The 14,432-nt window shown below is 34.7% G+C and carries 12 protein-coding genes; 8 read left to right on the forward strand and 4 right to left on the reverse strand.

Features of this window, described 5'->3' with window-relative positions; translation table 11 throughout:
* The first annotated feature begins 5 nt into the window (after positions 1 to 5).
* From ACT53H_RS17805 to ACT53H_RS17820, 4 genes are all read left to right on the forward strand, one after another.
* Positions 6 to 992, forward strand: coding sequence for a DUF1852 domain-containing protein (locus ACT53H_RS17805; RefSeq protein ID WP_238612661.1), 987 nt, complete (start codon positions 6 to 8; stop codon positions 990 to 992).
* A 21-nt stretch (positions 993 to 1,013) separates the two neighbouring features.
* Positions 1,014 to 2,057, forward strand: coding sequence for a methionine synthase (locus tag ACT53H_RS17810; protein ID WP_476009788.1), 1,044 nt, complete (start codon positions 1,014 to 1,016; stop codon positions 2,055 to 2,057).
* 187 nt (positions 2,058 to 2,244) lie between these two features.
* A complete protein-coding gene (locus ACT53H_RS17815) occupies positions 2,245 to 2,736 on the forward strand; it encodes a flavin reductase (protein WP_004794389.1) in 492 nt (163 codons plus the stop codon).
* A 692-nt stretch (positions 2,737 to 3,428) separates the two neighbouring features.
* Positions 3,429 to 3,986, forward strand: coding sequence for a TetR/AcrR family transcriptional regulator (locus ACT53H_RS17820; protein WP_476009789.1), 558 nt, complete (start codon positions 3,429 to 3,431; stop codon positions 3,984 to 3,986).
* A gap of 126 nt (positions 3,987 to 4,112) precedes the next feature.
* On the opposite strand, the gene ACT53H_RS17825 is transcribed toward ACT53H_RS17820, so the two are convergent.
* From ACT53H_RS17825 to ACT53H_RS17835, 3 genes are read right to left on the reverse strand one after another with little or no spacing between them, the layout of a single operon-like run.
* Positions 4,113 to 6,485, reverse strand: a complete 2,373-nt coding sequence (locus tag ACT53H_RS17825) for an AAA family ATPase (RefSeq protein ID WP_476009790.1) — start codon at positions 6,483 to 6,485, stop codon at positions 4,113 to 4,115.
* Positions 6,482 to 7,195 (reverse strand): ABC-three component system middle component 1, encoded by a 714-nt coding sequence (locus tag ACT53H_RS17830; RefSeq protein WP_476009791.1) that lies wholly within the window; start codon positions 7,193 to 7,195, stop codon positions 6,482 to 6,484. The genes ACT53H_RS17825 and ACT53H_RS17830 overlap by 4 nt, the downstream gene beginning before the upstream one ends.
* On the reverse strand, positions 7,192 to 8,625 hold the full coding sequence (locus ACT53H_RS17835; protein WP_476009792.1) for an ABC-three component system protein: 1,434 nt from the start codon (positions 8,623 to 8,625) through the stop codon (positions 7,192 to 7,194). The genes ACT53H_RS17830 and ACT53H_RS17835 overlap by 4 nt, the downstream gene beginning before the upstream one ends.
* Positions 8,626 to 8,886: 261 nt before the next feature.
* Between ACT53H_RS17835 and ACT53H_RS17840 the strand changes: the two genes are divergently transcribed.
* Complete coding sequence (locus ACT53H_RS17840) at positions 8,887 to 9,624, forward strand: PD-(D/E)XK nuclease domain-containing protein (RefSeq protein ID WP_476009793.1); 738 nt, start codon at positions 8,887 to 8,889, stop codon at positions 9,622 to 9,624.
* Positions 9,625 to 9,753: 129 nt separating this feature from the next.
* On the opposite strand, the gene ACT53H_RS17845 is transcribed toward ACT53H_RS17840, so the two are convergent.
* Positions 9,754 to 10,083 (reverse strand): darcynin family protein, encoded by a 330-nt coding sequence (locus ACT53H_RS17845; RefSeq protein WP_476009794.1) that lies wholly within the window; start codon positions 10,081 to 10,083, stop codon positions 9,754 to 9,756.
* A gap of 121 nt (positions 10,084 to 10,204) precedes the next feature.
* Between ACT53H_RS17845 and ACT53H_RS17850 the strand changes: the two genes are divergently transcribed.
* The 3 genes from ACT53H_RS17850 to ACT53H_RS17860 all read left to right on the forward strand — a co-directional run.
* Entirely contained in the window at positions 10,205 to 10,804 is a 600-nt protein-coding gene (locus tag ACT53H_RS17850; RefSeq protein ID WP_476009795.1) for a TetR/AcrR family transcriptional regulator, read from the forward strand.
* A 512-nt stretch (positions 10,805 to 11,316) separates the two neighbouring features.
* The gene (locus ACT53H_RS17855) at positions 11,317 to 12,849 is read left to right on the forward strand and encodes a TolC family outer membrane protein (RefSeq protein WP_476009796.1); all 1,533 of its coding nucleotides are present in this window, start codon (positions 11,317 to 11,319) and stop codon (positions 12,847 to 12,849) included.
* Positions 12,846 to 14,432 (forward strand): ABC transporter transmembrane domain-containing protein (locus ACT53H_RS17860; RefSeq protein WP_476009797.1); only part of this gene is annotated, 1,587 nt, incomplete at its 3' end. The genes ACT53H_RS17855 and ACT53H_RS17860, both read left to right, overlap by 4 nt.

A 14,432-nucleotide genomic window follows, 5' to 3' on the forward strand; every position in this document is an offset into this window, starting at 1 on the left:
TCAAAATGAGTAAAGAATTTACATTTACGATTAAGAGTATTTGTTTCGATGAAAACTATCGTCCAGCAGACAATACGCGTATTACAACCAACTTTGCTAACTTAGCAAGAGGGATGAGCCGTCAAGAGAATCTGCGCAACACATTACAGATGATCGATAATCGTTTTAATGCCTTAGCTCATTGGGACAACCCTAAAGGCGACCGCTACGGCGTTGAACTTGAAATCATTTCAGTTGAAATGAATGTTGATGCGGCAAGCCAAAACAGTGCGCTTCCTTTAATCGAAATATTGAAAACCAATATTGTTGATAAAAAGACCAATGAACGTATTGAAGGCATTGTAGGGAACAACTTCTCATCTTATGTACGTGACTATGACTTTAGTGTGCTGTTGCTAGACCACAATAAAAATCAGTCTACCTTTAGCACGCCAGAGAAGTTTGGTGAATTGCACGGTAATTTGTTTAAGAGCTTTATTAACTCTGAAACTTACAAAGCCAACTTTAAAAAAGCGCCAGTGATTTGCTTAAGTGTTTCAACCACTAAAGTGTACCACCGTACTGAAAACGAACATCCAGTTTTGGGTGTCGAATACAAGCAAGAAGACTATTCACTCACTGATGAATATTTCCAAAAAATGGGCTTAAAAGTTCGCTACTTCATGCCTAAAAACAGTGCTGCACCTTTGGCGTTCTATTTTACAGGTGATTTGCTGAGTGATTACACCAACCTTGAGTTGATCAGCACTATCAGCACCATGGAATCGTTCCAAAAGATTTACCGCCCTGAAATTTACAACGCAAATTCAGTGGCTGGAAAATCTTATCAGCCAAGCTTGAAGAACGAAGATTACTCACTTACTCGAATTGTGTATGACCGTGAAGAACGTAGCCGCCTCGCTATTGAGCAAGGGAAGTTTGTTGAAGAGCAATTTATCAAACCATACCAAGCGATTCTTGAGCAGTGGTCTGCTAATTACGCTCTTAATTAATCAACATATAGGTCATTGATCATGAAAAAATTACTACCGACTTCAACTGCTGGCAGCTTACCTAAACCGTCTTGGCTTGCAGAACCAGAAAAGCTTTGGTCGCCTTGGAAACTCGAAAACGAAGGCTTAGCAGAAGGTAAAAAAGACGCGCTACGTTTAGCGTTGCACGAACAGCGCCTTGCTGGCATCGACATTGTGAGCGATGGTGAACAAACCCGCCAACACTTTGTGACCACGTTTATTGAACACTTAAATGGCGTAGATTTTGAGAAGCGCGAAACAGTTCGAATTCGTGACCGTTACGATGCAAGCGTGCCATCTGTTGTAGGTGCGGTGTCTCGTCAAAAGCCTGTGTTTGTTGAAGATGCTAAGTTTTTACGTCAGCAAACTGATCAACCAATTAAGTGGGCATTACCTGGCCCAATGACCATGATTGATACGCTTTACGATGGTCACTACAAGAGCCGTGAAAAACTTGCTTGGGAATTTGCTAAAATTTTGAACCAAGAAGCGCGTGAGTTAGAAGCTGCTGGTGTAGACATCATTCAGTTTGACGAACCTGCATTTAACGTATTCTTTGACGAAGTAAATGATTGGGGCGTTGCGACTTTAGAGCGTGCAATTGAAGGTCTTAAGTGTGAAACTGCGGTTCACATTTGCTATGGTTACGGCATTAAAGCTAACACTGACTGGAAAAAGACATTAGGTTCTGAATGGCGCCAGTACGAAGAAGCTTTCCCGAAACTGCAAAAATCTAACATCGATATCATCTCGTTAGAATGTCACAACTCACATGTGCCTATCGATTTACTCGAGCTCATTCGTGGTAAAAAAGTGATGGTCGGCGCAATTGATGTTGCATCTAACCAGATTGAAACACCAGAAGAAGTGGCGAACACACTTCGTAAAGCGCTTCAGTTTGTAGATGCTGACAAGCTTTACCCTTGCACAAACTGTGGTATGGCGCCTCTTTCTCGTGAAGTGGCACGTGGCAAGTTAAATGCTTTAACGGCAGGTGCAGAAATCGTTCGCAGAGAACTTACTGGTTATGATCTTACTGCTTAATATTTACCAATAAGTGGTATAAAGGGTTACTTTTTTGATGGCAGTTGATAATCAAACAAGTAACCCTCATTTTATTTACTACGTGTAGTTCTAATTAGGACTCATGTTGATAAAGTACCTTCCTGATGGAGTTGGGCGGTATAGCAAACACTCAGGACAAGGTACGATTCAATTTAGGAATAATGTCATGGTTCAAGCAACAGACTTTAGAAATGCAATGTCTTTACTCACAAGTGCGGTTAGTGTTGTGACTACGGCAGGCATGTCTGGCCGTTTTGGATTCACTGCCTCTGCTGTTTGTAGTGTGACTGACACACCTCCGACATTATTGGTATGTATGAACCAATCTGCGAGTTCACATGCCCATTTCCTTGATAACAAAATCTTAACTGTGAATGTTTTAGGCGCGCACCACGAACATATTTCAAAAGCATTTTCATCTAAGCTCACGCCAGAAGAACGCTTTAAACATGGCGAATGGATTGAGTTAGAAACGGGTTCACCTGTGTTAGATGATGCTTTGGTGAGTTTCGATTGCGAGATTGAACAAATTCAACAAGTCGGCACACACACTATTCTTATTTGTCCGATTGTTGCGATTAAACAAAGCCAACATGACCAAAGCTTGGTTTATTTTAATCGTGCTTATCACCAAGTGGGGCAGACCGAGATTGTCTAAACCGACTTTTCGCTATGTACTCGCACAATAAAAGTAAAAAGATAGAAATAAATAAGCATGGATCGCTTTGTTTAAATTAACAATACAATCACATATAATATCTAAAATAATAGTTAAGTTAATCTAATGAAAAATAATAATAAATTTAAATACTTGTCATAAAAGCTACATTGACACCTCTAAACTCTCGGATTATTCTTTGCGTGCTGGCCTACATTGCCAGCTGGCTTTGACAGGCCAGAACCTAAGTACATTGAAAAAACTTGTTTTTTTAATGTAGACTCGTTCGTCCCCCTTTTTTGTTGCGGTAGGACGGAAGGGGGACACCCTCGGGTGTGCTGATTCTTAGGTTCAGTCTGTCAACCCTCTTTCGTTCTACCACCATTATTTGACAGTAATGCGGTAGGACTTCTTTTACCTAAGGAGTCGCTCATGCGCAACATTTCTATTTTATTGGCAACCATTGCCAAGCCTTTTATTCCGATATCCTTTAGCTCATCTTTAAAACTGTTTAATTGAAAATACGTTTTAAAGCTTTAGCTCGTCACGACTAAAAACTTATATCAACAATAAAACTTGAGATGCGCTAAGCACCGTCTTGCGGCTTTGCTGTGCCTTTTTTTTCTCCCAGAAAGGGCACAGGCTTTTTATCTAAGCCAGACATAACAACTTATTTTTATAACGGTAAAAATATGCCAACTTTAGAAACGGCTTCAAAAAAATTAAAAGCACTCCATACCGCAATAGATCTATTCAATATCTATGGATTTCACAATACGGGCGTAGACCTAATTGCCAAAGAAACAAAAATTCCGAAAGCCACGCTTTATAACTACTTTCACTCAAAAGAACGCCTCGTTGAAACATGCATAAGCTTTCAAAAAAGTATACTGAAAGAAGAAGTACTGGCAATTGTCTACTCACACCGCTACTCCAAACCAAGCGATAAACTTAAAGAAATTGTGCGTTTACATGTCGATGTGAATAGCCTTTATCACCTTTTGTTTAAGGCCATATTTGAAATAAAACAGCTTTATCCAACGGCTTACCGCATGGCTGTTGAATATCGGAAATGGCTACTTCGAGAGCTTTTTGATTTGGTCTTTAGTCTGGAAACCAATGCATTTCATCCCGATGCCAACATGGTTTTAAACCTAATTGATGGCTTGATGCTACATGTTTTAAGTTCAAATAGTGTGGATGAAAGGGATGTAGTGTTGGAGAAGTTTTGGGGGAGGATAAGGGATTGAGAGTTTTTTTGTTTAAAAAATCTTGTATTAAATCCAATTCTTTATTATTCATATTTAAATATTAATTTTAAGGGAATGATACATTGCTATCATCCCCTTAAAATATGAAATTTATAAGTTTTAAGCTTAATATACATAATTGTTGTTTAAAATATATTCGGCTCTTTCCATTAAGTTTACTGATTTCACACTTTTATTATATTTTAAAAACTTATAAGAAAAGTATCTTGCTACTTTATTTTCATGAGTAGATAAAATAATTTGTTTCTTACAGAAATCATTACGTAAAACTTCAACTAGTGAGGACATGTTTACATCATCCATTGTTTGTACTGGATCATCGATGAGAATAGTAGAAAATTTTGTAGAGTAAACTCGATGTAAAGCTAAAGTTAAAGAAATTACTACAGCTGATATTTGTCCAGAGCTCATTGTATTTAATATATCATGATCGCTTTCCCAATTAGAAACTAGACGTATGTTTTTGAGTTCATCTTCACTCGTTGGATCTTTGATTGCTGGATCTTTAATAAATACACCATACCCTAAACCTGCTTGATGAGTTTGTAATATTTTTCCTGAATAAATATAAAAAGGTATTTCAATTTCAGTTATTAATTTTTGTCTATATAATCTAATTTTCTTTCGTATAGTTATAATTAAACTATTAATATCCTGAAGGGCTATATTCATATGATTAAGTTGATTCTTTAGTGTTTTAATCTTTTCATTAACTTCTGCTAGAGAATTAAAATATAAGTTATGTATATAGTTCTCTTTGTGCTCAAGTAGACTAGAATTTATTAAATTTAAATTTTGGGAGGTATTATTGAAGTAATCTCGATAAACCCGATTAAATATATCAGAACCATTAGATTCTGAATATCCTTCAGGAGGAGTTCCTACTGCAGATAAAATACGTAAAATTAATTGATTAGCTGCTTCATCTAAATTATAAATATCATTCTGTTTCGGAAAAACTTTAGCTATTAAATCTTGATATTCAAATTTCTGGTTCTCTAACCATCCATTTATTCTATCAAGGAAATCTTTATAATTTAGTGCTTTAGATAGAGATTGTAAGTCCTCATTAGAAATAACTATATTTTTTTCTAAAAAATCTTTACATGCATTTATAAGAGGTAAAAGATGAATATTATTAAATTCTTCTTTTAATTGGGCTAAAAATTTATCTTTATCAGTTAGTTCTAATTCAATTACAAGTTTGTGTTGAGCTATGGCATTCGCTAAGGCATCATGATTTTGATGATCGTGACCACATAGTAAACAAGATGATTCAGTCGGTAAATTTTGTAGCTTTGAAGACATTTCATTGTGATATTGAAGAAGTTCAGTATAAATAGAACTTAGACCATGATTTTTTGCTTCTTGATCAATAAGAAGTTGAAGTGAATCTTGAAAGGAAGAATAGTTTTTTAAACCTAGTAACTCATAAACACGTTCAAGATTAGTTAGTGTTTGTATTGATTTATAATCATTATTATTTAATCTATTATAATTGTTTCTAATAAACTGGTAATTTTTCTCTTCATTGATATAAAAATCATATTGATCAATAAATTGGTAATATCCAAGATAGAGCTTGAGCTGTTCTCGCTGTTGAGTAACACTTTCAAAACTACGGTTTTTGATAAAAAAATCTTGATATTTAATAAGGTTTTTTATATGAGAAATTTCTTCTAGAGCGTTATTGAGCTTTTCTTGGCTGAAATCCTTAATAGAAGCCATATCCCAAAAAGGGACTTTATCAATTTCAGTAAGCCATGGGAAAAGAAAGAAATGTTGTTCAGATTTTTCTGATATCAAATTGAAATCATTAATCTTATATAGCTCATTGATATTATTTATTTGTGTTTCTATTTTATTTTTTTCAGTGCTTATCTTATTTTGAATATCTTTTAATTTATCTAGTTTTTCATCAGCTTCTAATGTATTACCAAAAAGTTGTGCTAATTCTTCAGCTCTTTTTACTTCATTTTTAGTCTTAAGAAATTGTGAGGTTTCTTCTTGCTGGACATAGTGAAAAAGTAAAAAATCTCTCGCAAGATCCTGACTACCTAAGTACTCCTCTAATTTATGTTGAGAAGATTCAATTAATTTTCCATCTACTATTTCATATAATTCCCATAATTCTGCAAATTTAGATATTTTTTTTAAGGCTTTGGGTGGATTACTTTTGAGCTTCCTTTGAAAAGTTTTTATTTGATAATTTTGATCCATTAGTTCAATTGTAATCTCAACATTTTCGTTCCCTTTATGAGCGACTACGACATCTGTAGGAACTTGTCTGTTCTCAACAGAAATTAAACGAGAAATATTTCCAGTAAGACTTAATTCAATAGCATCAAATACCGATGTTTTACCATAGCCATTTGGCCCATCTAAAAGGATAAGGTTGTTATGGTCTAAATTTATTGTATAAGGATCATTTCCAAAAATTTTAAAGTTCTTGAATGTAATTTTTTTTAGCTGAATCATATTAAGTTCCCCCATATTTTTTCAATATTTTGATAAATATTATTGTTATTCCAATCTATTTCAGGTTCCATTAAGTTTTTAAAAAGTACAGATTCTTTGCCTTCAAGAGATTTTTCAATCTCCAAACTCAAATTTATTAATTCTTTCTTTTGAGGGATATAGGTAATAAATGGTAGTTTTAGAGCTATTTTTAAGATAAGAGAGTAATAGTTTTGGATATTATTATGATTCTTTTTAAAGTTTAAAAAAAGTTGTCCGTTCTGACTGTTAATAATTTCACTAATAGTTAAATTTGAAATTTCATTGATATTATTTTTTTCTAAATAATTTTTTAAATCATTTAATTCAGAAGGGAAGTAAGTAATTACATTTTTTTTGAAATTGTATGGATCCTCTTCTAACGTGAATATTGTTTCTTTGTTTATATGAGCCTCATCGTGACAAATAAATAAAGTACAATTTTTTATGAAATATGACTCAACTTTTCCAGAATTTCTTATAATTTCAAATAATTCCTCAGCTGAATTTTGTAATAACTCTTTTGCGAGCTCATCCGATTCATTATTTAGTTGAAGAGTAACAAAATATTCTTCTTTTGCATGATCCTTTCGAGGACAAAAAAGAAAAATATCATGTTTATCATCTGGTAATTGTATATCAACTATTTCATATCCATTATTTGAAAGAATATTATTAATAATTTTAATCATTTAAGCAATTGATCCTTGGCATCGGTTAAAGGAATAAGATTGATGATATTTAAGGGTTCATTTCGTTTAGATCTATGGTCTAAATCTTGAGAAACGGGAGCTTCAGTATGCCTTGATGCTATTGCTGAAATAGGATGAATGATATCTCCATGATAAATAAGATTCTCTACTTCATACAAAATTTCAATAATGCTTGGATTTAAACTAATTTGTCTCTCAACTTGTGTAATTCGGCGAAAAGAATTAGTAATAGTCGTAGGTAAATAATATTGGTAGGGTGGAGTAGTATTGCGGTAAAGTAATTTATATTTAATTGGTTTGTGAATTGCTAAATTAAAATCAATTTCATGGAAAATACGTATAAGCATGTAACGAATTCCGTCAGAATTAGTCTCAAAAGCGTCATCAATATTATTATTTTGTAGATTAATTTGTGGAGAAAAATGGCGGTAATGTTCCCAAAGTTCATAAGGTGTAAGACTTAATAGTCTTTTACGTATTTCTTGTAAATTACAAGGGAATCCTGGTTCTGGTAACTGATAGTCTTCATCTGGGTCTTCCATATAATGATCAATATGAAAGAAAAAACGCTCTTTAAACTTATAAGCTATATATTCTTTGCTTACATTCTCATGATCTATATTGAGAATATTAATTATCTCAGTAAATTCTATTGGGGCCTTTATTAGACCTTTTTTATGTTCATGGCGATAAATAATATATTTATCCATCATGCCTAGAAAGTGCAAAAAAGCTCTATCTAATTGGCTTTCAGTTATAGGAACGCTTCTATTTTCAAGGGCTAAAGATAGTTGCATTTTAATCTTTTCATTAATTGTATTAATATCACAAAATAAATTTTCATCCTCATATTCATATGCAGAAATTCTAGATAAAGCATCATTTTGTTCAGTCAAAATACATAGTAATAATTGAGCTATATCTTCAGCTGATTTTTTTTTAAAAGCATTTCTAATAATTAAAGCAGTTTTAGAACAACCTTTCACAGCAGATGCTGCTTTATGGATAGTCGAAGTTGCTTCAGTTGATAGATTGTATTCTTCTAGAATACTTTCTATATCACTTTTAATTGATGATTTTAAATCATAACAGTCTGATTTATAATTTATTTCTTTCCACGTGTGAATTTTTCCTATTACATTTAAATTCTTTGAAAGTTCTAAAGTTATTTCTAAAAGTGCATCAGAATATTTGCTGTAACTAGATTCATTATATGCTTTTACTTGGTGGAACGAGATAGGTTTTTCATTAATAACAATTTCAAAATCTTCATTATCTTCAAGCATTAAATTATAGTTAGAGAAATCTTTTTCAACAGATTCCGAATTAATACATTTTAAAGCATAGTAGAGAGCTACTTTGCCTTGATAATTGAAACCACTCCAAGAGGGTGATGCATCGAAAGCCATTTAGGAACTCCCATGCACAGAAAAGGGTGAAAAGTGTTTGTAATTTTCTGTGCTAATTTTTTAAATTTATGTTAATGATTTTTACCATTTTTTAATTTTAATTTCTACTCTCTTTTTTGGTAATTTAATGAAATATATAAAATGTGGTATTGAGATAAAAAAGATGTAATATCAATAGGATCTATATTTAAAAAAATATCAATATAAACCCTAGAATAGCTTAACATCCATATGATAGCTATGTTAAAGGACTGAAAATTAGTGAAAGAAATTAAGTTGAAAGAGATACGTGATCAATGTATAGCTTTACAAAAAGCTATGGATGCTTCAAGAAAATCAAAGGTAGATGATGTCTGGTTGCATTCGAGTTTTAAAACTTTTATGCGTAAATATAATGAAATATTAGTAAAAGCTCAGGAAGTAATTAATATTAGAGCTCCCGTAGATATGTATAACTTAGAAAAAGTTCCTTCAGCTTTTGATACAGTTACGATTGAACAAAGAATATATTTTGATGAAGTCTATACTAATCTTTTAATTTTAAAAGCATTCGTTGAAACTACTGGTGGTTTGGATGAAGTTGAAGCAGATAATATTCTTAATTTTTTAAAAGCAAATCTTCGGAAAGCTATTTATGATACTCCACAAAATGAAAAAACTATTCAGAATGGAATTGAAAGCTTATTAATTGGTAAAGGAAAGCAGAAAGGGATTGATTATGATCGAGAGACTGGACGAGTTAAAGTAGCAGGGAAAGAATCTATACCAGATTTTGTTTTCAAAAGCCAAGGTATGGTTTTAGAAGTTAAAATCTGTAATCGATCAGGGAAGTTAGCAGAAATAATTGATGAGATGAATGCAGATATAGTTGCTTATAGTAGTGGATACGAATTTATTTATTTTCTAATTTATGACCTTGGTTATATAAGAGATGAAGATGAAATTATAAAAGGATTAGAAATATCAGATAATATTAAATGTTTTATTGTGAAACATTGATATTCAATATAATACCTTTAAAAGGCTTAAGAAAATGTTTGAATTAATAGCTTAAGCCTAATTAAAAATTATTGAAAAATTTAGATTGGCAGTTGATTATCTTCTAACTAGAAAAATTATTCTCAACCTCTATAAAGAACCTTCATACTCCACATATCCATCTTCAATTGCAGGGATAATCTCTACAAACTCAAAGTAGGGTACTGTACAAAACTCAGAGTCTCGAATCGCATCAATCACAAAATAATAATCTTGTAGAGATGTCGTCTCAAACACCGCAATATCACTGGCTTTAGTACTAAATGCTTCAACGTCATACCACCGAACTTTTACAGTTGGGTACTTCTCAAAAATAGGTTCAAGTTTCTGTGCACTAAACTCAGCTCGCTTTTCACGAGCTAAAGCCAACCAAGCAGGCAAAGCTCTTAAATGAATAAAAAAAGTATAGGTTCTACACATAACCACTCCATGACTGGGCCGAGTTGCAGTTCAACTGAAACGACTGCATTTGCTTGTCATATCCACATGACTCAGTCAGTATATGAGTGATTGCTCACATTAAATACTCGCATTTCAGCCCATGTCAGAAACACTTCCAGACCCACGTAAACGCCCGCGTCAAGCACGCTCAGTGGCTACCTTTGAAGCTATTTTAGAGGCGGCTGCTCGCATTTTAGAGTCGTTAGGCTTTGTTGGATTTAATACAAATGCTGTGGCTGAACTTGCTGGCGTAAGCATTGGTAGCCTATATCAATACTTTCCATCTAAAGATGCTTTAATTGTTGAGTTAATTCGACGTGAGCGAGCTGAGCTTTCAAAACGTATAGTTGAAGCCACCCAGCAACATGATGCCGCAGACTTAAAAGAAAAATTAAAACTCATCATACGCGCTGCTGTGCAACATCAATTGAGCCGTCCGCAGTTAGCACGAACCTTAGAGTTTGCTTCTGAACTCATTGGTAAAGACCTTGAGGAAAGTGAACATCAACACGAGCTTGAAACCATAATTTCTGATCTGTTTATACGCTCTGGCATTTCACATGGGCAAACAGCCGCACAAGATGTAATTGCTTTAAGCAAAGGAATGATTAACGCAGCAGGCATAGCAGGGGAAAGTGATTTAAAAAATTTACAGCAGCGAGTTGAAAAAGCTGTATTTGGTTATTTAGATTTGACTTAAAGATCACATATTTTTATAAATATTTAGATATAAAGAAACCGCTGTTAGAGCACATGTATTGTGCTGTAAAAATAAATAGAAAAGATTTTGTTAATTTTATATGTTTTTAATCATATGTTTTTAATTTTTTTAAATTAATCATTATTGATGAATCTAAATAAATAATATATTTTTAAAGATGTGTATATATTAGAGTTTATAGCCTACCACTTCCCCAAGAGGTAGGTTTTTTTTATGGAATTTATTTCTTCTACTTTTTGAATTTTATTGTTTTTTGTGGAATTTTGATTGGTTTTAAATATATATGTTTAAAACTTAATTTTATAAATTAAATTATAGGAAAAATAAATATTTAGTTGTTGGTGTTGAAAATTAATCATTTTTAACTTTATTTTTTTTAAAAGAAAATTATTCTGGAAATTATTTATTTAAACTGTGGAATTTAATATTTTTGATAGTTTTTAACTGAGTTTTAGATTGTTTTACAATATTTCAAGAGATTAGATCTTCTAATGAGTAAATTACCTTTTCCCCACAATGATTTCCAATTTATAATCAGATCAGGTACGAAGTTTTTTTTATATTTTTGTATTGCTTCTAGTATATCAATATCAATCACAAAGGCAGAGACCACGTCTGTTAACTCGGGAAAAAGCTTAACAAAAAAAGTTTCTCAACTCTTTAAGCCCACGCCAGATGAAAGCTACCGATCTGTCGATTTCCAGAAATTAAGTAATCTAGGATTTGATCAAAACCAATTTCAACGGCTAGGAAATGAAGGGAACTATTTACCGACTTCCACTGCTATGTGGAACAATCAAGTAAGTTTAATTGATGCGATTCAATATGCACTTCAACGAAACCCCAATATTTCTCAAGCCATCTCCACTTTAGCGAGCCAAAACGCAGGTATTGATTATGCTAAGGCTGGTTATTATCCACAGCTTTCAGGTGGAATTACTACAGGTGACTTGAGTAGTGGTGAGCGGGGAAGACAATTACTCACTTTATCCGCGACTCAAATGCTTTTTGATTTTGGCAAAGTCAAATCAGGTGTATCGGTTCAGCGTGCCAAAGTACTAGTCGAGCAGGCCAATGTGCTGGTCAGCATTGATGATATTGCACTTGATGTTGCACAGTCGATTGTCAATATTCAGCGCTACCTTCAATTAAATAAAATCGCCGAGCAGCAAATTGCGGGTATCCAGCGAATTCAGGAAATTGCCAATTTACGTGCAAATGCCGGTATTAGCAGCCAAGCTGATCCGGTTCAGGCACAAACATATTTAGAATCTGCACAATCAACACTAATTGCTCAACAATCTTTATTACGACAATACCAGCAACATCTAAGAACTCTGGTAGGAGTCGATGTTTTTAATAAGGTATGGGTCATTCCTGATGATTTGGTGAAGCAATCTGGTCTCTATAGTGAGCCTGAATTTAATACCATTCCAAAAATGATTGCGGCGCAAGCCAGTGTTGAAGTTGCCAAGGCACAAAAGGAACAGACCCGTTTAACACGTTATCCAACTTTGTCAGTCAAAGGTTCCTTAAGTCAGGCCATTAATGGTCGAAACCCAAACAATGATAAAGATGACGGTTTATATAGTTCCGTCATGCTTGAAGCTAGCAGTCAGTTTTATCAAGGTGGAGCCGTTTCTTCTCAGGTAAAAATGGCGAGTTATGCAGAAGAAGCCGCTAAATCTCAGGTCAATTCAGTTTATATGGATGTTCTGGACCAGATCAGAACGAGCCGTGAACAAATTGAAAATAAACAACGTCAAATGCAGGTGTTGACCAATCGTCAAGCCACAACGGTTCGTACACGTGAACTTTATCAAGAGCAGTACAAGCTCGGGACACGTTCACTGGTTGATTTATTGAATGCAGAACAGGCCATTCATAGTGCTAATTCAGAACTTGAGTCGGCACGTTATGACATCTACAACAGTATTGTTCAGTACATTTCGGCAACAGGACGTTCCCGCCAAGCCTATGGCTTAAATAATATTTCAATTCAGGGGTTCGAAGTACAACCATGATGACAAAAATAAACTACCAGCCCTGGTTACAGGCGGTCTTAACGATTGCTAAACATTATCGAATTGAGCCTTCAGAAGAAAGAATCCGTTTACAACTTGACTGGAACCAGAATCAAAACCTTGATGATGTTTTGCAGTTAATGACTCGTCAGGTTGGTCTCAATTTACGTAAAGTACCTTTTTCTTTAGACGTACTGAATCCGTGGCGCCTACCTGTTATGGTCGAGTTTAACGACGGTCAGGTCGGTGTTGTTGATAAAGCTGATACTCAAGGAAATGTCAGTATTCAATTTAGTGGGGATCAGGGACTTTCACAGAACGTGTCTTTAGGTGCTTTAAAAGATACGCTCAAAAATATTTATATCTTGCGTCCTGAAACCTCTATTCCCGATGCACGTATTGACGAATATATCAAACCCTATGAAGCAAGCTGGTTCTGGTCAATTGTACTTAGAGACTGGAAGCGCTACGTTGATATTATGTTTGCCTCACTCATTGCCAATGTACTGGCACTGGCGACTATTGTTTTCTCAATGCAAGTCTATGACCGTGTTGTTCCATCACAGTCTGTTCCAACCTTGTGGGTACTGGCTGGTGGTGTACTGATTGCAGCTATTTTTGAGTTTACCTTACGGGTAGCCAGAGTCTATTTGTCCGACATTATTGGTAAACGTGCTGACTTACGGGTTTCTGACCGTGTATTTGGCCATGCATTACGCATTAGAAATAAAGACCGGTCAAAATCTACCGGTAGTTTTATTTCCCAGATTCGTGAGCTCGAAGGGGTTCGTGAACTGGTGACTTCTACCACCATTACTGCGATGGCAGATTTTCCATTCTTTTTCTTGTTCCTCACGATCTTTGCGATTATTGGCGGGAAATTGTTTTGGGTGATGTTACTGGTTGTGCCACTTATGCTTTTGCCGGGTATTCTGGCACAGAAGAAGCTAGCGCAGCTCGCACAAGAGGGTATGAGAGAATCTTCAATTCGTAATGCTATTCTAGTAGAAGCAGTGCAGGGTATTGAAGACATCAAGCTTTTACGTGCTGAATCACGTTTCCAAAACCAGTGGAACCACATGAATGAAGTTTCAGCCGATATCGGTATGAGACAGCGTAAAATTGTCGGTACTTTAATGGCATGGACACAAAAGATTCAAGGCTTGACCTACGCACTTGTTGTTTTGGTGGGAAGTTTTGCCGTGATGGCCGGTGAAATGACCACAGGTGCCTTAGTTGCCTGTTCAATTTTATCTTCACGTATGTTGGCACCAATTAGTCATATCACCGGTGTTTTAGGTCGTTTACAGCAGGCGAAAGTCGCTAAACAGAGTCTGGATGAGCTCATGCAACGCCCGATCGATCAGGCTGACCGTTCACATCTGGTACATAAGGCTGCTTTAAATGGTGATTACGAATTAAAAAATGTCTTGTTCCAATATAGTGAGGATGAACCACGTCCGAGCCTTGCAGTTCGCCACTTAAAAATTCGTGCTGGTGAACGAGTTGCAATTCTGGGGCGCAATGGGGCGGGTAAATCAACACTGCTTCAGCTTCTCTCAGGAATGCAATTTCCTATTCAA

It is taken from the genome of Acinetobacter sp. DMC2 (assembly GCF_056314305.1).